This is a genomic window from Streptomyces subrutilus (assembly GCF_008704535.1).
Classification (GTDB): domain Bacteria; phylum Actinomycetota; class Actinomycetes; order Streptomycetales; family Streptomycetaceae; genus Streptomyces; species Streptomyces subrutilus.
Window position 1 is genome coordinate 7573064 of the sequence record NZ_CP023701.1, and the last position, 24158, is coordinate 7597221.

14 protein-coding genes and 3 pseudogenes are annotated in these 24158 nt (G+C 73.1%); 15 read left to right on the plus strand and 2 right to left on the minus strand.

The window, feature by feature from the left end; translation table 11 throughout:
• The first annotated feature begins 25 nt into the window (after nucleotides 1–25).
• The 6 genes and pseudogenes from CP968_RS33765 to CP968_RS33790 all read left to right on the plus strand — a co-directional run bounded on the left by CP968_RS33765 (nucleotide 26) and on the right by CP968_RS33790 (nucleotide 5908).
• The gene (locus tag CP968_RS33765; RefSeq protein ID WP_150521590.1) at nucleotides 26–1375 is read left to right on the plus strand and encodes a TRAP transporter large permease subunit; all 1350 of its coding nucleotides are present in this window, start codon (nucleotides 26–28) and stop codon (nucleotides 1373–1375) included.
• Nucleotides 1372–1626, plus strand: a complete 255-nt coding sequence (locus tag CP968_RS33770) for a hypothetical protein (RefSeq protein ID WP_208836008.1) — start codon at nucleotides 1372–1374, stop codon at nucleotides 1624–1626. The genes CP968_RS33765 and CP968_RS33770 overlap by 4 nt, the downstream gene beginning before the upstream one ends.
• A gap of 441 nt (nucleotides 1627–2067) precedes the next feature.
• Complete coding sequence (locus CP968_RS33775) at nucleotides 2068–2598, plus strand: GNAT family N-acetyltransferase (RefSeq protein WP_150521591.1); 531 nt, start codon at nucleotides 2068–2070, stop codon at nucleotides 2596–2598.
• A gap of 247 nt (nucleotides 2599–2845) precedes the next feature.
• Nucleotides 2846–3492: pseudogene (locus CP968_RS33780) on the plus strand (LysE family translocator).
• 883 nt (nucleotides 3493–4375) lie between these two features.
• Nucleotides 4376–5266 (plus strand): SDR family NAD(P)-dependent oxidoreductase, encoded by an 891-nt coding sequence (locus tag CP968_RS33785; protein WP_150521592.1) that lies wholly within the window; start codon nucleotides 4376–4378, stop codon nucleotides 5264–5266.
• Between the two features lie 63 nt (nucleotides 5267–5329).
• Complete coding sequence (locus tag CP968_RS33790) at nucleotides 5330–5908, plus strand: TetR/AcrR family transcriptional regulator (RefSeq protein ID WP_150521593.1); 579 nt, start codon at nucleotides 5330–5332, stop codon at nucleotides 5906–5908.
• 541 nt (nucleotides 5909–6449) lie between these two features.
• On the opposite strand, the gene CP968_RS33795 is transcribed toward CP968_RS33790, so the two are convergent.
• Nucleotides 6450–7760 carry an MFS transporter gene (locus tag CP968_RS33795; RefSeq protein WP_208836023.1) on the minus strand — a complete coding sequence of 437 codons (1311 nt, stop codon included), beginning with the start codon at nucleotides 7758–7760 and terminating at the stop codon, nucleotides 6450–6452.
• 102 nt (nucleotides 7761–7862) lie between these two features.
• On the opposite strand from CP968_RS33795, the gene CP968_RS33800 reads away from it, so the two are divergent.
• Entirely contained in the window at nucleotides 7863–8315 is a 453-nt protein-coding gene (locus CP968_RS33800; protein ID WP_150521595.1) for a winged helix-turn-helix transcriptional regulator, read from the plus strand.
• Between the two features lie 912 nt (nucleotides 8316–9227).
• Here the strand turns inward: CP968_RS33800 and CP968_RS35490 are convergent.
• Entirely contained in the window at nucleotides 9228–10196 is a 969-nt protein-coding gene (locus tag CP968_RS35490) for a ScbA/BarX family gamma-butyrolactone biosynthesis protein (protein WP_229886923.1), read from the minus strand.
• 520 nt (nucleotides 10197–10716) lie between these two features.
• Between CP968_RS35490 and CP968_RS35225 the strand changes: the two genes are divergently transcribed.
• The 8 genes and pseudogenes from CP968_RS35225 to CP968_RS35235 all read left to right on the plus strand — a co-directional run.
• Entirely contained in the window at nucleotides 10717–12642 is a 1926-nt protein-coding gene (locus tag CP968_RS35225) for a cytochrome P450 family protein (protein ID WP_268253313.1), read from the plus strand.
• A gap of 140 nt (nucleotides 12643–12782) precedes the next feature.
• Nucleotides 12783–13499: a ScbR family autoregulator-binding transcription factor gene (locus tag CP968_RS33815; protein ID WP_341873719.1), complete on the plus strand. Its 717-nt coding sequence runs from the start codon at nucleotides 12783–12785 to the stop codon at nucleotides 13497–13499.
• A gap of 440 nt (nucleotides 13500–13939) precedes the next feature.
• Nucleotides 13940–14950 (plus strand): TetR/AcrR family transcriptional regulator, encoded by a 1011-nt coding sequence (locus CP968_RS33820; RefSeq protein WP_189829168.1) that lies wholly within the window; start codon nucleotides 13940–13942, stop codon nucleotides 14948–14950.
• An 870-nt stretch (nucleotides 14951–15820) separates the two neighbouring features.
• Nucleotides 15821–16342, plus strand: a complete 522-nt coding sequence (locus CP968_RS33830; protein WP_150516133.1) for a GNAT family N-acetyltransferase — start codon at nucleotides 15821–15823, stop codon at nucleotides 16340–16342.
• 2024 nt (nucleotides 16343–18366) lie between these two features.
• Nucleotides 18367–19251: an AfsR/SARP family transcriptional regulator gene (locus tag CP968_RS33835; RefSeq protein WP_150516132.1), complete on the plus strand. Its 885-nt coding sequence runs from the start codon at nucleotides 18367–18369 to the stop codon at nucleotides 19249–19251.
• Between the two features lie 421 nt (nucleotides 19252–19672).
• Nucleotides 19673–20428, plus strand: a complete 756-nt coding sequence (locus tag CP968_RS33840) for a ScbR family autoregulator-binding transcription factor (RefSeq protein WP_150521596.1) — start codon at nucleotides 19673–19675, stop codon at nucleotides 20426–20428.
• An 864-nt stretch (nucleotides 20429–21292) separates the two neighbouring features.
• Nucleotides 21293–22122 (plus strand): annotated as a pseudogene (locus CP968_RS33845) (AfsR/SARP family transcriptional regulator).
• A gap of 1127 nt (nucleotides 22123–23249) precedes the next feature.
• Nucleotides 23250–23333: pseudogene (locus CP968_RS35235) on the plus strand (helix-turn-helix domain-containing protein); the annotation flags it as partial.
• Nucleotides 23334–24158: the final 825 nt, after the last annotated feature.

The following is a 24158-nucleotide window of genomic DNA, read 5'->3' on the forward strand; positions in this document are numbered from 1 at the left end:
GCCACGCCGACAGGGGGCGGTGCCGGTGAACGCGATACTCGCCCTGGTCGCCTTCATCGGGGCCATCATCGTGTGGAACGTGGTGGTCAAGCGCAACATCGGCGAGGCCATGGTCATCGGCTTCCTCGTCAGCGCCGCGTTCGCCGGCGCCGACGCGCCCCGCGTCGCCTGGGAGAGCCTCGTGGAGGGGCTGAAGTCGGAGATCACCTTCGCCGCCCTGGCCTTCGTCTTCGTCAGCGAACTGCTGACGAGAACGGGGCTCGTGCAGCGGATGATCGACATCCTCAGCTCGATGCTCGGCCGCCGCGAAGGAGGCTCCGCCTACGCGGCGACGGTCTCGGCCGGCCTCTTCGGCGCCGTCGCCCACAACGGCGCGGCGATCGTGGCCACCATCGGCTCCATCACCATCCCCTGGATGAAGCGCTCCAAAGCGAGCGGCGAGACCGCGGCACTTGTCCTCGCCGGAAACGCGGGCGTCGGCGCCACGTTCCCGTTCAGCGGAGCCTTCTTCATCCTGCTCGCGGCGCCGACCGTACTGCCCGTCCTCCAGGCGAAGGACGTCGTCGGCACGATCTTCGTGGTGGGCGCCTGGATGGTCGCGATGCGACTGGTCATCGCCTACGTCATCGTCAAACGGCGCGGCGTCGGAGCCATGGCGCCCGAAGACATCCATCCGCTGCGCCGGTCCTTCGCCGCCGGCTGGACCTCGCTGGTCGTCCTGGCCGCCATCGCGGTGCCGATCGTGCTGACGGCCTCACCGACCAGCGACCTCATCGGCGACCGGCTCGGAGGCCTGGACGTCTCCGACGCCGTGCCCCTGCTGGTCTGGCTGCCGGTGGTGATGCTGATCGCCGGGCTGGTGGTCGAGCGCCGGGCGCTGCCACGAGGCGGCGGGCAGTGGTGGAGCCTGCTGTCGGAGATCAGCCCCCGACTCGGGCTGATCGGCGTCACGATGATCTCGGCCTTCGCCGCCTCCAACGTGCTGAACACCCTCGGGATCGGCGAACAGCTCGCCCCCTACCTGAAGCAGCTGGAGGACGTACCGCAGATCGTCGCGGCGCTCGTCGTCGGACTGATCGTGGTGATCGTCGCAGGCCCCCTCAACACGACGTCCACGCTCGCGGCCGTCGGCCCCGTCGCCTTCGCCGCCCTGACGGCAGCCGACGTACCGCCGTACGTCGCCTTCGCCGCCATCATCGTGTGGGCCTCGTCCGAGGGCTGCTCGCCACCGGGCGCCGCACCGTTGTACGTGGCCGCGAGCATCGCCTCCATCAACCCGGTGCGGATCTTCGTCCCGGTCACGCTGTACTACCTGCTGCCCTCCTACGTCATGGGCGTACTGATGGTGATGGGCGCGATATGGATCCCCGGATGAGGAGCATGACGATGTACACGATCTGCCTGAACGCATCCCGAGGTCTCGTCGCGCTGTTCCTGATCGGCGGAATCGGCGTGGTCCTGGGCCAGACGCTCGCCATCGCCATCGGCTCGGCCGGATTGATGACCACCTTCGGCACCGACGTCGCCGAGGTCGTCTGCATCCTGGCCGGTCTGGCCGGCATCTTCTCCTTCTTCCTGCTCTATACGAGGGAAGGGAAGGAGAAGGCGGGGGAGTGGGAGGAGTGACACGACCGGCGCTGCCCGCCGGGCAGCGCCGGGGTGGGGCCCGTCACGGAGCCGCGGCACCCGAGCCGCGCAGGCGGCCCGCGCCCAGCGGTCCCGGTGCGCACGTGCGGGGGCGGGGGCGAGCGCGGGTTCGGTCCTGCGGCCCCGGAACCGCACCCGCACCGCGGCCGTGCCCGCCCCACGTGACGGACCCTTCCCGGCCGCGCGGCCCGGGGCAGCCGGGCGGCATCGGGTCAGGCGAGACGGGAGCCGACCCGATCCCGCACGCCACCGGCCGCTCCGCCGGACTTGCTCGGGCTGCCCGCGACGCGCCGTCGAGCAGCCGAGGAGGTCCGGTGTGCCCGAGGAGCCCGAGGAGCACCGCCCAGGGCCACGCCTCCACGCGGTGCCCGGTCGGGAATTCGCTGGTCGCTGCTTGTCGGTGGTGGTCATACTGCCGCGATGGATCCAGTGACGCTCAAGACCGACCGTCTGCTGCTGCGGGCGTTCGCACCTGCCGACGTGGACGCGGTGTACGAGGCCTGCCAGGACGTAGACATCCAGTTCTACACCCCGGTACCGGTGCCGTACCGGCGTGCGGACGCGGAGAAACTCGTCGGCGAGAAGCTGCCCGCACAGTGGGCCGAGGACCAGGACTACACCCTCGGCGCGTTCCGCAAGGACACCGGCGCCCTTGTCGGCTCGTACTGCCTGACCCTCATCAGCCGCGGCGTCTGGGAGCTCGGCTACTGGGCGGTCAAGGAGCAGCGCGGACGCGGGTACTCGGTCGAGGCCGCCCGGGCCCTGTGCGACTGGGGCTGGGCCACGCTCGACGTGCACCGCATCGAGTGGTGGGCCATGACCGGGAACACCGGCTCGCGCGCCGTCGCCGAAAAACTCGGCTTCACCGTCGAAGGGACACTGCGCAATCGCAGCATCGCCAACGATGGCAAGCCGCACGACTGGTGGGTGGGCGCGCTCCTGAGGCCCTGATGCTCGGGCAGGACCCCGGCGGTCAACGGCGGTCGCCTGCGCCGACCGGCACGGCATGCGCGGCGGCTTGTCGCGCACACGACGCATCGCTTGTCCGCCGGAGGGCCGTACGCAGAACCGAGGTGCCTGCGGACCCTGAGCGGCAGGGGCGGAGCCTGCGGTAACCGATTCGGAGACTGGTGATTCGTCGCAACCGTCTCCCGGACGATGAGGTGTCAGACCCCAGGGGTGTTCGGGAGGTTGACCGGTGATCAGTCTGGCCGCAGTGGGAAGCGTGGTCCTGGTCGACTGGGCATGGCCCTGACTCCGGGACCGCACATGGTTCACCTCGCCACACGCGCGATCGCCCAAGGCCGCAGGGCCGGACTGGTCAGCCTCGGCGGGACCCGCCGTCGGCTTCCTGTGCCACCTGCTGGCCGAGGCTGCAGGCCTGTCGGCGCTGTTCGCCTCCGTGCCCGTGGTGTTCACCGTGGTCAAGCCTGCCGGCGCCGCCTACCTGGCCTACTTCGCCTGGGTCATGCTCAAGCCCGGCTGTCGCTCACCTTTCGTCCCGGACCAGGCCTTGCCCCCGGTCTCCGACACCCGCCTGTTTTCGACGGGGTTGCTGACCAACCTGCTCAACCCCAAGATCGCTCCGATGTACGCCGCCCTGCTGCCCCAGTTTCTCGACCCGCACGCGAGCCCGGTATGTGGACGCAACTGCTCCAGCTCGGCGGCGTGCAGATCGTCGTGGCGGTCACTGTGAACGCGCTGATCATGCTGGGCGCAGCACGGGTCTCGGGATTTCCGGCCGCCCGGCCCCGCGTCATGGCCGCCCAGCGGTTCACGGCAGGAGTCCTGCTCGGCGTCTTCGCGCCGCGCACCGCGCTCACCCGCACTCCCGGCGCCGCCTGACCCACCCGCCCGATGCGCCGAGCTGCCATTCACGCTGGTGCAGTCGACTGGTCGCCGACGTAGGCCAGTGTGCGACGGCGCCCAGCCGATCACCACCGACCGCAGCCGACTCTCGGTGGCGACCCGCGCTTTCATGCCGGGCAGCATGGTGGGGGCCGCGATCGTGCTCGCTTCTTGTTGACGCGCTGGGATGGTCGCAAGAGACGGACCCTCGTGAACCCCGCCGGCTGTGCCTCACGGGGCTCGTCGGCCGTACCCGCGTTCGCGCGCTGCCGCATCACGCCGGGCGGGCCAGGCCCGGAGCGGCGGTGAAGGAGGCCGGAGCCGAGTGGCTCTGTTCCCTCCCTTCGAGCCCAGGTCGCCCAGGTCGCCCAATCCGTCCCCGGCCCTGCGGCCTGGCGGTCGGCATGGCCGTCGAGCAGAGGCTCGACGGCCATCGCGCACCGGGCCTCTCGCCGCTGTCCGGCGCCGGCGGCCGGCCCGGCTTCGAGGCGCTGCGGCGCCGTGTCGCCGCCCGCAGCCGGACCGACCCGGCCCTGGCCGCCTCGCGGTCGGTCTCCCCTCCTACGTTCCGTGCGACGTCCTGTGTGGACGGTCACGGACTCCCCGGGGCGAACGTCAGCCACTCACCCCGGTGTCCGGTGGGCGTTGGCCCATGGCGTCGTCAACGGCCTGCGAGCCGTTGGCGCCGGGCCAGAGCGATGGGTGTCCGTGGCGTCCGGCGTCCGGAGTCCGGCGCCCTCGGGATCGGAGCGGCCTCATGTTGTCCGGCGGCACCTCCTCGGCCACCCTCCATTTCGCTATCCGGATAGTTCATCCGTTTCATGTGTTACGGTCATCAGTGAAGCGGATGGAGTATCCGTATGGCTGGGTGGAGGGGCGTATGACGAAGACAGCCGTGGTCACGGCGGGGACAGCCGGCATCGGGCTGGAGACGGCCCTGGGGCTGGCCGGCGCCGGATTCCGCGTCACCGTGGTCGGACGCGACGCCGATCGGGGCGCCCGGGCGATCGACCGGATCAACGGGACCGACCCGGCACGCCCCGCACGCTTCCTGCCCGCCGATCTCGGCTCGCTCGACCAGGTGCGCTCGCTCGCCGACCGGATCACCGCAGAGCACGCCGCCTCCGGCGAACCGCTGACCGTGCTGGTCAACAACGTCGGCGCGATGTTCCCGCAGCGACGGACCCTGGACGGGATCGAGGCGTCGTTCCTCGTCAACCACCTCTCGCCGTACCTGCTGACGGAACTGCTGCTGCCCACCCTGACGGGCGCGGCGCCGAGCAGGATCGTGAACGTGACCTCGGGCGCGGTCGGGCTCGCGAAGCGGTCCTTCGACGCGGTCGAGCCGACCGGCGGCTACTACGGCTTCCACTGGTACGGCCGCGCGAAGCTCGCCAACCTCGCCTACACCCTCGACCTGGCCGCCCGGCTCCAAGGCACTGCCGTCTCCGTCCTCGCTGCCGATCCCGGAGGTGCCGCGACCGACATGACCAACGGCACCATGACCGACCGGAAGATCGTCTCACCAGCCCTGCGACTGCTGTGGCCGCTGGTACGCCGCAAGTTCGAACGCTCCACCTCGGGTCCCGCGTCCCTGGCTGCCCGACCCTCGATCGTCGCCGCCACCGACGGCGCACTTGCAGGCCGGACCGGCATCGTCATCGGAGCCCGGACGCACCCCGTGGCGCCGCTGCGCGCAGCCACGGACCCCCGCGTCGCCCAAGACGTGCGCCGCCTCAGTGAACGGCACGCACCCCTCACGACCGCCTGATCCGCCAAGCGGTACGGCGACCGGCGGCATGATCCGGATGGGGCATCCGATTAGCATGGCCCCATGACGACGCCCCTGCGCAAGGACGCGGCCCGCAACTGGGACCGGATCGTCGCTGTCGCACGTGCCCTGCTCGACCAGGGCACACCGCTGCAGCTGAACGATGTCGCCGGCCGCGCCGGACTCGGAGTCGGCACCGTCTACCGGCACTTCGCCACCCCCGAAGCGCTGCTGGAGACCGTCGCCACTCCCTGCCTGGAAGCCCTGACAGCTGACGGCCGTCACGCGCTGGCCGACACCGACCCCTGGCGAGCGCTCGAAGGCTTCCTGTTCCGCACCGTCGAAGCCCAGGTCACCGACGCGTCCCTGGCCCCGGTCGCCGCCGCAGCCACCGACACCCTGCCGCGCACCACGGAACTCAAAGAGACGCTTCGCTCGGTCGGCACCGCACTCTTCGACCGGGCTCGTGAGGCCGGAGCGGTCCGGCCTGGCCTGGCCGCCGCCGACCTCGTCCCGCTCATGTGCGGCATCGCCTACGCCGCCACCGTCCAGGGCGGCGCACCCACCGACCGGATCGACACCGCGCACCGCTACCTGACCACACTCCTCGAAGGACTGCGCGCCGCCCCACAGCACGCGTGAGAACACCGCCCGCGCACCCCCGGGTGATCCGGTCCCCCCGCGGTGCCGGTAGGCCCGACCGTCGGCCGGAGAACTCCGTGACTCGGAACCGGTCGAAGACGGGGAATCACATCACCGCTGACATCCGGCCACTCGACGCGGTGGAACTGCTGAGCCGTCCCCAAGGGGAGCGTCGCCTGTTGCTGTGGGTCGCTGCCGTGCTGGAGCCCGTCCGCCCACCGGGGCGGGCCCTGTATCCGGGCGGGCCGGCCACGTCCCGGGACGCCACCCTCGACACCTGGCCGCTGCCGCCCGCGCCGTGCCGCCCCTGCGGCGGCTGCGCCTGCTGCCCCGCCTGCCGGGGGCCGAGTCGGCGACGTCTGCCGGGTCACCCCCGACCTCCCGCTGCCCGGCCAACCGAGCCCACCCGCCCGCGCGTCCGGTCCGTGTCGCCGCGGCCTGTTCGTACCCCGGCCAGGCCGTTCTGGGCGAGCCCGTCTCGTCCCGGGCAGGGCGTGCTCCCCGAAGGCGCCGCACGCTCCTGTGACGTGCGGCGTGCCCCTCACTCACCGTTCGGCGAGAAGGCTCGGGCTTCGCTCCGAGACGTCACCTTGGCGGCGGGGTCCGGGGTCCGGGGCCCGGAGTCCGGGGTGCTGTGCCGCGTGAACGCCCACAGCGCGAGTCCGAGGCAGCTGAACGCCGCACCCAGGGCGCATACGGCGCCCCAGCCAGCCACCTCGTAGAGGGACGTCGCGGCGATGGCGCCGGTGGCGCTGCCGATCGAGTAGAAGACCATGTACCCGCCGATCAGTCGGCTGCCCGCCTCCGGGTGCAACGTGTAGATGAGCGTCTGGTTGGTGACGTGGACCGCCTGCACGGCGAGATCAAGAAGAACCACCCCGACGACCAGCGCCCAGAGCGAACTGCGGGTGAAGGCCAACGGCAGCCACGAAGCGGCGAGCAGTGCCAGGGCAACGCCGGTGGTCCGCCGCGAGAGTCCGCGGTCGTTCAGACGGCCCGCTGTGGTCGCGGCCAGAGCGCCGGCAGCACCGATCAGCCCCAACGCCCCGATCGCGCTGTGGGACATGAAGTACGGGGCCTCGCTGAGCGGCAGTGCGATGCCGCTCCACAGGGTGCTGAAGGCGGCGAAGATCAGCAGACCGAACAGGGCCCGGAGTCGTAGCAGTCGTTCCCGTGCGAACAAGGTGATCGTGGAGCGCAGGAGCTGTCCGTAGCGCAGGGTTGTCGGCGGAGCGTCGCTGTGGCGTGGCAGCACGCGGTACAGGACCAGGGCGAGCAGAGCGGTGAGCGACGCCGAGGCGAGGTAGACGGAGCGCCAGCCCGCAAGATCGGCCATGAGGCCGGACGCGGTGCGGGCGAGCAGGATCCCGATGACCACACCGCTTGTGACCTGGCCGACGACCCGGCCGCGCCCGGCAGGAGGGGCCAGTGATGCCGCGAAGGCCACCAGCGTCTGCGTGACGACCGCAAGAAGCCCGGTGGCGGCCATGCCCGCGAGCAGGATCGCTGCCGTGTGGGCGGCGGATACCGCGGCCAGCGCCACCACCAGAAGCAGCAGCTGCGCAACGATCAGCCGTCTGCGGTCGGCCACGTCGCCCAGGGGTACGAGGAAGAAGAGTCCCAGCCCGTATCCGACGTGTGTGAGGGTGACCACGCTGCCGACGAGCGCCGGGCTCATGGCCAGGTCGTGCCCCATGGTCACCAGGAGCGGCTGGGAGAAGTAGACGTTGGCCACCGCGGCCCCACAGGCGACGGCGAACAGAATGAAGATGCCACGAGGCGGGACGGGCGCGGCGCCCTCCCCGCTTCGAGCCTCGGTTCGTCGGGTCGCAGTCTCACCGTCGCCGGACATCGGCATTCCTCACTCCTCAGCTCACTTCTGGTTTCATCTTGCTACCAGAGGTGACGGTACTCTATTGGTAGCATGTTGCAACCGTCATGAGAGAGGGACGCCATGGTGACCAGGACGCGCTTCGACGACAGTGAATGCCCCGTCGCCCGGTCGGTGGACGCGATCGGCGACTGGTGGTCCCTGCTGATCGTGCGGGACGCCTTCGACGGAAGCCGACGCTTCGGGGAGTTCCAGCGCAGCCTCGGAGTGGCGAAGAACATCCTCACCGCGCGACTGCGCACCCTGGTCGCCGGTGGTGTCCTCGAATCCGTCCCGGCCTCGGACGGCAGCGCCTACCGCGAGTACGTACTGACTCCGAAGGGGAAGGCGCTCTTCCCCGTCATCGTGGCGCTTCGGCAGTGGGGCGAACAGAACTTCTTCGCCCCCGACGAGCCGCGCTCAGAGTTGGTCGACCGCCGACAGGGACATCGCCTCCGCGAACTGGAAGTGCTGTCTGCGGACGGGCGGCGGCTGGACCCCGACGACACCACCGTCCACAAGGTCTCCACGAAGTGATCTGAGCCGGAGGCTCGGTGTCGCCGTGTCGCTGCGTCGTCAGGTCGAGGCCGGGTGGGATGACGGGCTGAAGGGTTCGGTGCGCGTTGTCGAAAGCGTCCGAGGCCACCGGTCAGTTGCCTCGTTGCGTCCCGTTGCTTGGCGCTGTGCTGGCCAGGATTTGTGCCGATTCTTGCCGTTCGGAAGGGCTGACGGCTCACGCATCCTCGGTCGGTGCCCGAGCGGTGCGGGGTCGGGCACGGTTGCCGCTGCGAGATCGAGGCGGGCGGCCATGGCGAGGTTCGCCCCGCCTGGAGGCGTACGTGGGACCAGGTCGGCCGTGTCAGATCGCGCCGATCGGTGTGGTGTGCGGGTGCCGTTGGGCCGGCATTCCTTGCCCGCTCGACTCGACTGGTAGTGGATCGGCGACTCCCGCGTCCACGACGACGAGCAGAGCCTCGCGTGCTTGGACTGTTGCGGGGGCGACTGGGGCGCGACTGCCATCGACGTTGGTAGGGCCCACGGGATGTTCCCGTTGGTAGGTGCCTGGTGCTGGGGTGTCGGTGTGTTCCCGCTGTTAGGCGCTCTGGCTGGGCGCCCCGGGTGCCTGGTGTCCGGTGTGCCCTGGGTGCCCTGGCGCTCTGGGCGCCGGGGTGCCGTGTTCGTGCGGGGTGCTGTGGGGGTGCTGTCCCGGTGTTTGTCTTCACCTCTCGGGCTCTGTGGCGGTCGTGTTTCGTGCTGTGTTCGTGCGGGGTGCTGTGGGGGTGCTGGGGGTGTGGTGGGTGTGGTGTGGGTGGGGTGGGGTGTTGTGGCTGGCTGTGGCGTGTATGGGGGTGGTGGTCTGTGGGGGTGGGTGGAGGGTGGTGGTGTTGGTGGTGTGGTGTTCCTTGGGGAGGGTTTGTTCGAGGGTTGGGGTGTTGGGGTGGGTGGGGTTTATGGGGTGGTGTGGGTGAGGGTGGTGGTGAAGATGGGGTTGTTGTTTTGGTGGGCGGTGATGTGGGTGTGGTGGGGGGTGGGGGTGGTGGCGGTGATGTAGCAGGGGGTGTGGAGTTCGGCGTATTGGTGGAATTGGGTGGTGAGGGTGGTGGGGGTGTAGGTGGGGTTGGTGGGGTGGTGGAGGGCGTGGGCGGCTTGGCGGGCGGCTTCGATGAGGACCATGCCTGGGTGGTGGTCGTTTGTGTGTTCGAAGAGGATGGGGTGGTTGAGGTCGGGGTTGAGTTGCCAGTGGTGGGGGTGGTTGGTGGGGGCGAGGACGACGTCGTGGGGGTGGTGGCGTCCGGCGGTGTGGGGGGGGATGGGGGTGAGGCGGGGGAGGGGTGGGTGGGGGGTGGTGTGGTGGGGGGTGCGGAGGCGTTGGTAGGTGGTGGGGGGGATGCAGGTGAAGCGGGCGGTGCCGGTGGCGATGGGGTGGTTGTTGCGGTGGATGGTGGTGTGGAGGGTGCCGGAGAAGCGGTTGCCTTTTTGGGTGGTGTTGGTGCAGTGGGCGGTGATGTGGAGGTCGGTGGGGGTGGTGCCGATGTGCATGTGGTGGGGGTGGGTGGTGAAGTCGAGGGTGTGGAGGAGGACGTTGTGGGTGAGGGGGACGTGGTAGAGGGCGTGGCAGAGGTAGAGGCCGGTTTGTCTGATGGTTTCGCCGGCTTGGACGGGGTCGTGGCGGGTGTGGTCGGGGGTGGTGAAGAAGGTGTGGGCGCGGGGCCATTGTCCGGTGAGGTGGAAGGTGTGTTCGCCGGTGCGGTGGCAGCCGGTGAGGAAGACCTCGGCGAGTGAGCTGCGGTGGACGTATTCGCGGGGGACGGTGGTGGTCAGGGCGGGGGTGGGGGTGGGGAGGGGGTTGCATCGGGTCAGGGGTGCTCCGGGTGGGGGGAGCAGGGGGGTGTTCTCGCGGATCGTGAGCATGGTCATGGACGTCTCCCGCAGAGCCGTTGGACGGATGGGTCGGGGTTCCTCACGCGTTCCGCAAGATACGGACTCTCCGGTTTTGTTTGCAAGGTCTTGACGGGGGGTGTGTGGTGGGCGGGGGGTGTCGTGTGGGGGGTGGGGGTGGGTGTCGTGGGGGTGTGGGGAGGGGGCGACCAGCGGATATCGGGGTGGGGGGTGGGTGGGGGTGGCGGGTGGGAGGGGGGTCAAAGTGGCAAGTGGTCTTCCGGTCGTGTGTGCCGGTCGGACAGGGTGGCGGCATGTGGTGTTCAGACGGGGGCGGTGGTGGGTGTGGGGTGGGTGGGGGTTGGGCTGTGGCCGTGTGGGGCGGGGGAGTTGTGGGCCTGGTGGGCCATTGGCAAGGGGGTGGGGCGGATGCCAGACTCGGGGCCGCCGCCGGTGAGTCGAGAACCGGATGGGCGGTTTGATTGGGCGGGTGTCCGTTCCGGGGCATGCCGTGTCGCCGTCCGTGGGGGAGTGCTGTGTGATGAACCGTCAGTGTCCTGTGGAGATCGATGTGTCCGGTGTCCGGATGCATGCCGAGGCGGAGTGGATCCGTGGGCGGGGTCCGGCGGTGCCGGTGGTGTTGCCGGGTGGGGTGCGGGGTTGGGCGGTGAATCGGCAGGCGGACATCCGGCGTCTGCTGGTGGATCCGCGGGTGTCGAAGGATGCCTACCGGCATTGGCCGGCGTGGGCGGGTGGGGAGGTGGACGATCGTTGGCCGTTGGCGATCTGGGTGTCGGTGCAGAACATGCACACCGCGTACGGGGAGGAGCACACGCGGTTGCGGCGGCCGTTGGCGGCCGCGTTCACGACCCGGCGGGTGAGTGATCTGCGGCCGCGGGTGGAGGCTGTCGTGGGGGAGTTGTTGGACGGGTTGGCCCGGGTGGGCGGGGAGGGTCGCGCGGTGGATCTGCGGGCGGCGCTGGCGCATGAGCTGCCGACTCGGATCGTGTTCGAGCTGTTCGGGATTCCGGAGCGGTCCTGGGCGCCTCTCCACAAGATCATCAAGGGGTTCTTCGACACGGCGATCTCTGCCGAGGACGCTCGTCGCAACACTGCCGATCTCAATGCGACGATGGCCGATCTGGTGGCGCATCGCCGGCGTAGTCCGGGGCCTGATCTGACGAGTGCGTTGATCACGGCTCGTGATGGTGCGCGGGGTGAGGCGCCGTTCAGTGAGAAGGAGCTCCTGGACAACCTGATTCTGCTGTTCACCGCGGGTTATGAGACCTCCGCCAATCTCATCAGCACCGCTCTGTATGAGCTGCTGCGTGCTCCGGATCAGTTGGCGCTGGTCCGGGCGGGGGTGGCGTCGTGGCAGGACGCGGTGGAGGAGTCGTTGCGGGTGGAGGCGCCGGCCGCGTACGGGCTGTTGCGGTTCGCGGTCGAGGACATCGACATGGGTGAGGGTGTGGTGATCGCGCAGGGTGACCCGATTCTGGTGTCCTTCGCGTCGGCCGGTCGTGATCCGGCCGTCCACGGCCCGGACGCCGCCCGTTTCGACGTCACCCGTTCCACCCGGGCGCAGCACCTGTCGTTCGGTCACGGGACCCACCACTGCCCCGGGGCGACGCTGGCCCGTCTGGAGTGCGTGGTGGCGTTGCGCCGGTTCTTCACCCGGTTCCCCGAGGCGGCTCTGGCGCCGGGGGTGGGGGGCGAGGGGCGCGGGCCGGCGCGGGTGGAGTCGTTCATCTCCAACGGGCTGCGTGAACTGCCGGTGGTCCTGGGCCGCCAGGCCGCCCCGCATCCCGACCCCGGCTCCGACCCCGGCCCCGGCCCCGGATACGGGGTGGAGGGCGGCTCCGGCCCCGGATACGGGGTGGAGGGCGGCCCCGGCCCCGAATACGGGGTGGAGGGCGGCTCCGGCTCCGGCTCCGGATACCGGGTGGGGGGCGGATCCGGCTCGGGCTCCGGCGTGGGGGGCGGTTCCGGTTCCGGCTTCGGTTCGGGAGGCGGTGTGGAGGGTGACGTCGGTTTTGGCGTCGGTGCGGGTGTGCGGGCAGGGGCCGGTGCGGGTGCCGGGGTGGGTGTGGCCGGGGGTGCGGGGGGTTCTGTGGTGCGGGTCGAGGTGCGGGGTGCGGGTGTGGTTGCCGGGCCGGTCGGGGAGCGGGTGCCGGGGGTGGTGCACGTGCGGGCTCCGGTGCCGGTCTCGGTGCAGGTGCCCGACACGGGTTCGGGCGCGGGGCCGGGCGCGGCGTCCGGTTCTGGTGCCGGTCCCGTATCCGGTCCCGGGGTCGTCGGCGTCGATGCCGGGGCCGGTGTCGGCGTCGAGGCCGTGGTCGAGGCCGGGGTCGGGGACGGTGTGGATGCCGGGGCCGGTGTCGGTGTCGGTGTGGATGCCGGGGACGTGGTCGGGGGTGGTGTCGTGGTGGACGGCGGGTCGGTTCGGGGTTCGGGCGGGGGGCGGTGTCCGGTGCGGGGTGTGTGAGGCGGGTGGGGGTGAAGGGGGTTGTGGGGAGGGTGGGTTGGGGGTGGTGGGTTGGGGGTGTGTGAGGGCGGGGCGGGGTGTGCCCGCTTGATAAAATACGGACCTTCTGGTTGGTTTTACTGAGGGTGGTGGATTCGTGTATGCGGGTCCGGCCGGAGTGGCCCTTGGACAACGGAGGCACCGTGGCACGGCAGGAGCGTGCGGTACGTACGCGTCGCGTGATCTTGGAGGCGGCTGCGGCGGTCTTCGACGAGCGGGGCTATGACGCGGCCACCATCGCCGACATCCTCTCCCGGGCGGGGGTCACCAAGGGGGCGTTGTACTTCCATTTCGCGTCGAAGCAGGAGTTGGCGCAGGGGGTGCTGGACGAGCAGTTCGGTGAGGGCGGGGTGCCGCAGCGGGAGAGCAAGCTGCAGGAGCTCGTGGACGTGGCGATGCTGTTGGCGTACCGGATGAAGCGGGAGCCGATGTTGAGCGCGGGGGCGCGGCTGTCGTTGGGGCCGGGGATGCGGGAGATCTTCGGCGGGGGTTCGGTGCCGGGGTGGATCGAGTTCACGCGGACCTTGCTGGTGCGGGCGAAGGAGCAGGGTGAGCTGCTGGTTCATGTGGATCCGGCGGAGACGGCCTGGATCCTGTCGGCCTGCTGGACGGGTGCGCAGATCTACTCGCAGGCGTTGAACGACCGTACGGACGTCGAGGAGCGGGTGGCCGCGGTCTACCAGCACATCTGTCCGAGCATCGCGACGCCGGCGATGCTGGCCCGGCTGGACATGGCGCCGGACCGCGGGCAGCGGGTGGCCGCGGAACTGGAGTCGGGTCGGGGCCCGGTGCGCGAGGCGGACCCGGCGTTCTCCTGAAAAAAGGGGGGTGCCGGGTGGGGGCGCGGCAGGCCCGGCCGGCGCGCGAGCCCCCGGGCGGGGGCGAGCCCTGGCGTGTGCGGCTCCGTGGGCCGGGTCCGGGGCTTGGGTTCGGGGAGGTCTCCGGGTCGGGGCCGGGTGGGCCGTGGGCGGGGGCTGGCTGCCGTGGCGGCGGGCCTGTGGCGCGGGTTGGGGGCCCGGTGGGGCTGTCGGCGGCCGAGGCCCGTGCCGGTGGCGCGGTGCCCGGCGCCTGGTGCCCGGTCCCTGGTGTCCGGTGTGTGGGGCGGGTGTGGGTGGTGGGGCGGGTGTGGTGGTTGCGGGGGTGGCCGGGGGGCGCTCCAGTGGGATGCGAGTGTGGCTCCGGTGGGGCGGCCGACTGTGACGCGAAGATCTTTTACCCCCTGAGGCAAACCGCGTTGGCGGTTTGTGGAGACATTTCCATGGTCAAGCAGGAGCGTGCGGCCCGCACTCGGGAATCGCTGGTGCGTGCGGCCGCGGAGGTGTTCGCCGAGCAGGGGTTCGTGACGGCGTCGATCGCGGTGATCAGCCGTCGGGCCGGGGTGAGCGCGGGCGGTCTGCATTTTCATTTCGAGAGCAAGACGGCGTTGGCGGAGGCGGTCGAGGAACGTGCGGCCGGTGCCCTGCGGCAGGTCACGGCCGCCGGTTTCCGGGCTTCCTCGCGTGGACGGCCGGTGGGGGAGCGGGACGCGTCGGGGGCGGCGGGGCGGGGGCCGGGTGGCGGGGCGTTGCAGGTGTTGGTGGACGCGACGCACGCGTTGATGGCGTTGCTGGCCGGGGATGTGGTGGTGCGGGCCGGGTACGGGCTGTGCGCGGATGCCTCGCGGGCGAGCGGGGTGGACCTGCGCCGGCAGTGGGCGCGGTGGGTCGAGGAGGCGGTACGGGCCGCCGCGCGGGAGGGGACGCTGGCCGAGGGGGTCGCGCCGCGGGACGCGGCGCGTGCGGTGGTGGCGTGGACGGTGGGGCTGGAGGTTCTGGGGTCCCGGGAGCGGGAGTTGATCGCCCCGAACGCCCTCACCCGGTTCTGGTCGCTGACCCTGCCCTGCCTCGCGGCGGCCGGCATCCTGGACGACCTGCTGCCCCAGGGATCACGGCCCCCGACCACCGCCGGGCCCTCGACGGCGGCCGGGCCCTCGACGGCGGCCGGGCCCTCGACGGCGGCCGGGCCTTCGACGACCGCCGGTTCGCCGACGGCTGCCGATTCCCCGATGCCCGCTGATTCCCCGATGACTGAGGGGTCTGCGACGACCGTCGGTTCGACGACGGCCGCCAGTTCCCCGACGACCGACGGTTCGTCGACGACTGGGGGGTCCTCGACGGCCGCCGCGCCCGCGAGGGCTGCGCAGTCCCCGCAGTCCCCGGAGTCCCCGGAGTCCCCGGAGTCCCCGGAGTCCCCGGAGTCCCCGGAGTCCCCGGATTCTCCGAACCCGTAGCTCCTGGGGTTCGCGGAGTGCCGGGCGTTCGGATGCCTTCGTCCCTGTCGGCCCCGCCGGCCTCGTCGGGCGGGCCGGAGCGGGCGGCCTGGCGGGTGCTCACGGGGGCGTCCGTGCCGTCGGGGCTTCCTTGGTCGGCCGGGGAGGCGGGGGTGCCTGAGTCGTCCGCGCCGTAGGGGGTGCCGTGGGGTTGTTGACGGGGCATCGGGGGTCCGGCCGGGCCCCGTGCCGGCTGTCTTCTGCGGTCGGGTGGGTGCGTTGCCTTTCGCTCCTGGTGCCGGGCGTCCTGCTGGCGTCTCGCGCGGGGTCTGGGGCGGGGAGCGGGAGTCGTTGGCGGTGGTGTGCGGCGGGCCGTGTGCCACCTGCCCTGTTCTGTCTTGCCCTTGTGCGGTTGGGTGCCGTGGCCGTGGCCGGGGGTGTGTCGGTGGGGGTGGTGCCGCTCGGAGGCTGCTCTCGGGCGCTGGTTGTCGTGCCTCGTCCACCGGTGCCCGGCGGTCGTTGGCGCGCGGGTGGGGGTCGCGCCGCGGGCGGGTGTGGCGGGCGGGACGGTGCTCGCCGTGGTGTCCGGATTCCCCGGGCGCGGGGGCGCCGGGGCGTGTCCGGCCGGTTGCGGGGGAGCGGTGTCGGTGCCCGTGGGCCCGGTGCCGGTGCCGGTGTCGGGGTGTGGTGCGGCTGTGGTGCGGCTGTGGGTCGGAGGGCGGGTGAGGTGGCCGGCCGGGGTGCGTGGGGTACCTGCGGAGGCCCGGAGTCGGGCCGGGCCGGGCGAGGGGTGGTGTGGGTGGACGGGGCGCCGGGACGGGATGGGGTGTGTTGCCGCCGGTGGGTGTCGTGGCGGATCATTCGGCGGTCCGGGGATTTGAGGGGGAGCCGGTGCGGTTGCGTGATGTCAGGGGCGACGACGTCGACGCCTACGTCAGGATGCGGTGCGATCCGGTCATGATGGGCGACCTCGGCGGACCGCTGCCACGCGAAGGCATCGACGACAAGGTCCGGCGGGACGTCCGGAGGGCGGCGGCCGACGTCGACTGGATCAAGATGATCGTCCCCGATGCTGCGGCGCCTGACGTCGTGGCGGGAACCGTGACCTTGTGGTCCCACGATGACGGGGGCGGCGGCGGGGCCGTGACGGAGATCGGATGGATGGTCCTGCCCGAGTTCCAGGGACGAGGACTGGGCGGCCTTGCCGTTCGCACTCTGCTCGAACAGGCCCGGGACGACGGCCGTTGGGGTGTGGTGCACGCGTTCCCGGCGACCGGCAACGGCCCCTCGAACGCCATCTGCCGCTCCCTCGGCTTCCGCTTCGTCGGTAAGTGCCCGGTGACCTTCGCGGACCGGGTCCTGCGGACCAACCACTGGACCGTGGACCCCGGCCGCGACCTCACCCGGCGGTGACGGCCCCACACCAGGGAACGCGGTGACGCGCACAGCCGCCCATGGCCGCCTGCACACGGTGGCGGCAGTCGGACGTGCCACCGGCAATCGCCCCCCGTGCCGGGGACTGCGGGCATGTCCACGGCGGGCGGCACTTGCGCATCCGCCGCCCGCCGCCTGCCGCCCGCCGTCCGTCGCCCGCGGCCTTGCCGTGGACTCTCCCGCGCCGGGACCGGGCAGGGCGCGCAGGTGCGCCCTTGGGGCGTGGGGCGTGGGGCGTGGGGGGCAGAGGTGCCGGGGGTGGGAGCGTTCTGGTGCGGGCTGTCTTTCCTGGTGGTGGTCGGGGGAGGGGCCGGGTCGGGCGGGTCCGGTGTCGGTGGCTGTCGCGGTGGTGTGCCGATGTTCGGACGTCTGCTTCGGGGGCCTCGGGGCGCGGGTCCGCGGGCGGGCGGTGCGGGTACGGTCTGTGCGGCCTGTCCGGGCGGGGACGCGGCGCGCCGCCGGGGCCGGTGGCTGCCTGCGTCTGCCGACGGGGCCTGGGCGGGCCCCCCGGCACGTGTGGCCGCAGCCGGCAGTCGTGGTCGTGGGCAGGGCCGGGGCGGGGTGTGGGCCTGGAGGTCGGGCAGGGCTGGGTGAGGTCGGCGTGTTCCGTTTCGGGCGTGGCCTGGGTGGGTGGCGGCCTGCCGGGGTCGCGCCGGGTGAGGGGGAAGGCGTGAGGCGATGTGCCGCAGGGGGGTGGGCGCCCCTTTTTCCCGTGGGGGAGTCGTGGGCCGGCGGAGTGGTCCCGTAAGGGCTCTTCGCTCCCGGGGCGCGTTCCGTACGGCGGTGCGTCCCGGGCGGCGGGGGCTGCGGGCCTGCCCGGGCGGGTTCCATGGTGGGGGAGTGAACGGGTGCGGGTCGGCGGGGCGATCGGGGTGGGCCGTCGGGTTCCGGGCCGGGCGCGGTGGTGGCGGGGCCGCCGGTCGTCTCGGACCGGCCCGGGGTCTGTTGTCGGGGCCGGCGGCCGGTCGTCGTGGGACCGGGCGAGGGGCTCGCGCCGTCCGCGCGCCGTGTCACGCGGTATCCGCCGGCGCCGGAACACCCCGGTACCGCGAACGCGGCCCCGGCCGCAGACGCGCACCGGCCCGTCCACCGGTCGGGCCCGCGGGGATGCCGGGTGGCCGGCCGTTCGCGGCGGGACACCGGGACACCGGGACACCGGGACACCGGGACACCGGGGTGGTGGGAGGCGCCGGGTGCGTGGGGGTTGTGCCGGGCGGGCGGTCGACGGACGGGCCCGGGGCTTTCGGCGCCGGGAGCGGAGCGGGGGGTGTCGGGCCTGCAAGCCCCTCCGGGCACGTGTTCTCCCGTCCGCGGTGGCGCCGTTGCGGCCTGGGTGCGCCCGGCCGGCTCCGGCCCGCCCGTGCCCCCCTGCCCCCTGCCCCTGCCGCGGGCCCGGTGGTCCTGCCGCCGCACGTACGGGCGGCCGGGGGCGCGGAGTGCGGGGGTGCGGGGTCTTCCGGCGGGTGGGGTCGTGAGCCGGGCCGTGGCCCCCGGGACGGGCGCGTGCGGGCCGGGCTGCCTGCTGCGGCCGGTGGCCGGTGGCCGGTGGCCGGTGGCCGGGCGGAGGGACGGGGGTGCCCGGGGCGGACCGGACCGTGCGGGCCGGGCGCGCCGTACCAGGCGTGCCGTACCAGGCGTGCCGTGCGGACCGGACCGTGCGGGCCGGGCTGGCCGTGCGGGCCGGGCCGGGCGGGTGGCTGCGCTGGTGGGGGTGCGGCCCCGGGGTGGTGTGAGGGCCGGGGATGACGTCGCAGAGGAGACTGTGCGGTCTCTTTCCAGTGGGTTCGGAGCCGGTCGCAGGGCGCGGGTCGAGGGGCCGTCGAGGGGTGGGAGCCTACCGCCCGGCCTGGTTGATCGTTGTGAACTGGCAGTTCAGAGCCGGTACTTGAGTCATGGTCGGGTCCCGCTGGTCCGTAAAACAGCACGACCGGTTTGATATTGACAAACCGTCGGTCCTGTTTTCTACTGGCGTTGCGACTCATCCAAGGACAGGGGAGTACGGCGTGGACATCGATGTACTGGGCGCGTTGGCCGTGCGGGAGAACGGGATCTCCATCACACCGACCGCCCCCAAGCCCCGGCAGGTCCTGGCCCTCCTGGCCCTCCATGCCGATCAGGTGGTGCCCGTGTCGGCACTGATCGAGGAGCTGTGGGCGGGAGAACCGCCGCGCAGCGCGCGCACCACACTGCAGACCTACGTCCTGCAGTTACGCGCCCTCATCGCGACCGCCCTCGAACAGGGCGCGAGACCCGGACAGGCACCGGCGGCCGACCCGGCCGCCGCGTACCCGGCTCCGGGAGGGGGAGCCGCGGTGCGGACCGCGAAGGACGTCCTGGTGACACTGCCCGGCGGCTACCTGCTCAGCAGCGGCGGCGGCACCCTGGACGTCAGGGAGTTCGACCGGCTCGCCGGGACCGGCTACCGGGCCATGGACGCCGGGGACTTCGCCGGAGCGGCCCGACTGCTCCGCGAGGCACTGGCCCTGTGGTCCGGGCCCGCGTTCGCCGACGTACACGGCGGCGTCCAGCTCGACATGGAGACCCGCCGGCTGGAGGAGACGCGCCTGTGCGCCCTCGACCAGCGGATCGAGGCCGACCTGCGCCTGGGCCGCCACCGCGAACTCCTCGCCGAACTCACCGTCCTGGCCACCCGCTACCGCACCCACGAGAACCTGCACGGGCAGTTCATGCTCGCCCTGCACCGCTCGGGCCGCCGCGGCGAGGCCCTGGACGTCTACCAGCGGCTGCGCCAGACCCTCGTGCGCGAACTGGGACTCGAACCCTCCGCGGCCCTGCGCCGCCTGCAGCGCTCGATCCTCATGGCCGGCCCCGAGAACCCGGCCGAGACGGGCGCGGAACCCGGCGGAGAACGACTCGTACGGGTCTGAGCCCCCCTCCGCCGGACACCGGCCCCCAACCGGGGGCCGCTCCGCACGAGGTCGCGACCCGTATGGGGTGCAGTCCGGGGGAAGTCGCGGTCCGGGGGAAGTCGCGGTCCGCGCGGGGTCGCGGCCCGTGTGAGGTTCACGGTCCCCACCCCTACCGGGCCCGGGGCCGCCCGGGTCCAGGACCACCCGGGGCCCGGGTCCGGGTTCGGGCCGGGGCCCGGGGTGGGGGCGAGGGGCCGTGCGGTGCGGTTCGTACCGGGCCGGCCCCCATACGGCAACGGCCGTACGGGGCCGGATCCGGGTCAGGAGTGGGATGCCGGGCGGGGCACAGGTGAAGGCCCGCCCGCAGAAGCGGCAGACGCCCGCGGACACCCGTGGACGCCCGTCAGGGGCGGTGTCGGCGGTGAGAGGAGACGGCTCGGTGCAGGAGAGGTCGGAACGGACCCGAAGGCGGCTGGTCTATGCCGGGGCCGAGATGTTCCACCAGAACGGATACGCCAACGCCACGCTCGGCGACATCGCGAGCGCGGCCGGAGTGACGAAGGGGGCGCTGTACTTCCACTTCGCCTCCAAGGACGAACTCGCCGAGGCCGTCCAACAGCGCGGCTGCGCCCTGCTCCACGACTCGGTCCGCGCCCTGCGCGAGGCCGGCGTCCCCCCGTTGCAGGCCCTGATCGACACCACGCACTGGCTCGCGTGGACCCTGCACGAGGACCCGGCGGTCGCGGCGAGCTTCAGGATCACCAAGGAATGCGGCGCCGCCCCCCGCGGGCCGGGCGGAACCCGCCCGGCGGTCGTCGACTTCCACGGGGCGTGGATCTCGGCCGTCTCCACCCTGCTGCGCATGGCACGGGAGTCCGGCGAGGTACCCGCGGCGGGCCGCGACTGGGAGAGCGCGCAGGCCCTGGTGGTGGCCGCGGCCTGCGGGATCGAGGTCCTGTCCGGGACCGGCATGCCCTACGGGGAACTCCAGCGGAAGGTCGCCGCCCTGTGGGCCCTGCTGCTGCCCGCACTGGTCGGGGAGGCCAGGGCGGGGGAGTACCGCACCCAGGCCACCGCCGACGCCTGGGACCACGACGCCGGCCACCGGCCCCGCCGCCACACCGCCGACACCCCCACCGGCCCGGGGGCGGGGGCGGGCGCGCGGGCGGTACGCGGCGCCTACAGCGGGCCGTGAGCCCGGTACACGTGGTACCGCTGTGGGCCGCACCCCTGGACCCGCCGGCCCCCGCCACCTTTCCGCCCGACCAGCCCGACCAGCCCGACCAGCCCGACCAGCCCGACCAGCCCGACCAGCCCGACCTGCCCGACCTGCCCGACCCGCCAGACCCGTCCGACCCGCCAGACCCGCCCGACCCGCCAGACCCGTCCGACCCGTCCGGTCCGCCAGACCCGTCCGACCCGCCAGACCCGTCCGGTCCGCCCGGTCCGCCCGGTCCGCTCGGTCCGACGGCGGCCGGGAGTACGGCCCCGGCGACGGCGGCAGGACCCACGGCCGGGAGGGGGTGACCCCCAACGGGTCGCCGACCCCGGGACGGCAACCACCCCTCGACACGCCCGTGTTCGGCACACCGTCGTCCCCGCCGTCCCTGCCGGCTCTGTCGGCGCTGCCGCTGCCGCTGCCGCTGCCGCTGCCGCTGCCGCTGCTGGTGCTGGTGTCGTGTTCTCGGCCGTGGGCTGTTCCGCCGGACGGGCGGCGCACCCGCCGGCCCGCCGTGAACCCGCCCCGGGCCGCTCCGCCCGCACGGACGTACGGCGCCCCCGGCCACCGCCGGGCCGGGCCGGGCCCGTTCCAGCTCCGCCGGCCGTGCGGCCCCGCCCCTGCCCCGGCCCGGCCGGGTGTGGCCGACGCGCCCGGAACGGGAGGCCCGCGAGCGTGCGGGCGCTCCGCCGACGGCACTGAACGACCTTACGTGCACGTCCTGTTGGAGGCGGCCTCGAAGGGCGCTGGAGGAACCGGTGACCACCCGCGGAGCCCGCTACCGTGCCCCGGGTCGAGGACCGGACGACGAGAGGAACACGACGACGTGCGGAGGAGACCGTGAAAATTCAGGTGCTGGGTCCGTTGAGTGCCGAGGTCAACGGCGCTTCGATCGTGCCGACGGCCCGCAAACCGCGGCAGATCCTCACCCTCCTCGCGCTCTACCCGGGGCGGGTGATGCCGGTCCCCACCCTCATGGAGGAGATCTGGGGCACCGAACCGCCCCAGAGCGCGCTGACGACCCTGCAGACGTACATCCTCCAGCTGCGCCGCCGCCTGGGCACCGCCATGGGCCCGGCCGCACCGGGCGGCCCGGCCGGCGCTAAGGACGTCCTGGCCACCCGGCACGGCGGCTACCTGCTGCGGATACCGCCCCAGGCGGTCGACGTCCACGCCTACGAGTCCCTCGTCGCGAGCGGCCACGACCGCCACGAGCACGGTGACGACGCGGGCGCCGCAGCCTCCCTGCGGGCGGCCCTCGCCCTGTGGCAGGGCCCGGCCCTGGTCGACGTACGGCTGGGCCCGGTCCTGGAGATCGAGGTGATGCGCCTGGAAGAGAGCCGCCTGGCCACGGTCGAACGCCGCATCGACGCCGACCTGCGCCTGGGACGCCACACCGAACTGATCGCCGAACTCACCGACCTGACCGCCCGCCATCCGCAACACGAGGGACTGCACGCGCAGGCGATGGTCGCGCTCTACCGCTCCGGCCGCCAGGCCGGGCCCTGGACGTCTACCGCCGACTGCGCGGACGCCTCGTCGAGGACCTGGGCGTGGAGCCCTCACCGCAGCTGCAGCGCCTGCACCAGGCCATGCTCGCCGTCGACCCCGCCCTCGACGTACCGGCCGGCCCCCGGCGGGGCACCACCTTCGACCTCTACGCCGTCTGACCCACCCCGCCCGGGCCTGTAGCGGGCCCCGGCCACCCCGCTCCACGAAGCCGCGCAGCCCGCCCACCCGCCCGCCCGCCCACCCGTCCGCCCGTCCGTCCGCCCGTGAAGGGTCGGGCTGCCGGCACGTGAGCGGTCGCGCCGCCCTTCCGCGAGCGGTCGGGGCACGGCCGCGCGCCGACGCGCACGCTCCCGCCTGCCGCACGCACTCTGCGACGGGCCAACGCCCCACTCGCTCCGCCCGCCCGCCCGCCCGCCCGGCCCCGCTCCGGCCGGGGCGCGGTGCCGCCGTACGCTGCCCCGCGCGTCCGCGAGCTCGGTCCGCGCGCTCGTGTCCTACCGCCGCCGTACGCCGCTCCCCGCCGGCGCCCGTGTCCAGCGCCCGCGCGCGCCCGTACACACGCCTGTTCGCGCGCCCGCGCCCTTGCTCGGTCCGGGTGCTGCCGCCCGGTGTCGCCGCAGTGCGTGGTCCGGGATCCGTACCGCTCCGGTCCCCTGGAGCGCTCCGCCCGCGTCCGCCCCCTGCCGGCCCCGACCCCGGGCCCGGCCCGCGTGTCCCGAGACGGCGCGGCAGTGGCGGTGGGGTGCGGCGGTCCGGTGCGGATTCACGCCCGGACGCAGTCCCCGCCCCCGGCCCGCGCCTCGGCCCGGGCCCGGGGCCAGCCGATGTCCTCGTCCGGGCGCAGGGCGCGGCCCGCGGTGAGGGCCGTGCGCAGGAGCCGGCCCGCATGCGCGGGCCGGGCGCGGGCGCGGGTCCCTGGGCCGGGGGAGGCCGGGGCGCGGTGTGCTGCGGGCGTCCAGGACACGCGGGTTGCGCACACCGATGGCCCCATCGTCGACTCCAAGGCGCTGGATTGGCGGAAGTGCAGGTCACCGGCGGGTGCCGCGGCCGGTCCTGGAGAGTCTGCCTCGAAGGGGTCGAGGACCGCTCGAAGACCGCACGACACCCGCCGGAGAGCCGCATGACGTGCGCATGAGACCGGTCCGCCGGCGCTGGCAAAGGTTTGCCCGCCCGTTGCCGGGCGCCCTACGCTCGGCGCCGGTTCCCGACAGAATTGTTGCCCCGCGACCCAGGGATGCTCATGCTGCGACAGCCCGCGTTCGGACACCGCCTGAGGAAGCTTCGGATGGCCCAGGGCCTGTCGCAGACGGCCCTGGCCGGCGAGGGCATGTCCACCAGCTACCTCTCCCGCCTGGAGTCCGGCGCCCGCCAACCCACCGACCGGGCCGTGGGATACCTGGCCGGCCGACTCGGACTGGAAGCCCACGACTTCCAGGAACAGGCCGGCGGCTCCCTCACCCAGGCCCTGACCCTGGCGGCGTCCACCGGGTCCCCCGACGCCATCGAGGCACTGCGCCGGGCACTGGCCGCCGAAGGCCACGAAAGCGCCCTGCTGCGCTGGCAGGCCCTGTGGCAACTCGCCCGCGCCGCACGCCTCCAGGGCGACCACCCGGCCGAACGCGACCACCTCGCACGGCTGGTGGAACTCGGCGAGGAGACGGACGTCGGCGAACTGCGCGTCCGCGGCCTCACCCGCCTGGCCCGCTGCCTGCGCTCCCTCGGCGAGATCACCCCCGCCCTCGACGCGGCCGTCGAGGCCCACCGCATCGCGCTCGGCGAGGACCTGGGAGTGGAAGACCGCGCCGCCGCCCTGCTCGCCCTGGTCTCGGTGACGGCCGAGGCGGGCCGGGTCGCCGACGCCCGGGTCCACGCCGACGAGCTGACCGCCCTGCTGCGGGGCCGCTCGGACACCCTGTGGGCCGAGGCGATGTGGACGGCAGCCGCGGTCCGCGTCCGCCAAGGCGACCACACCGGCGCCCAGGCCTGCCTGGACGAGGCACTGGAACGCTTCGGCAGCCAGGAGGACCTCGTCCTGTGGACCCGGCTGCGCCTGGCCACCGCCCGCCTGCACCTGGAGAAGCTCCCCGCCGAACCCGCCCGCGCCGAACACCGGGCCGCCGAGGCCGAAGCCGCCCTCGCGTTCGTCGCCACCCCCGCCCTGCGCCAGGACCTCACCGCCCTCAAAGCCGACCTC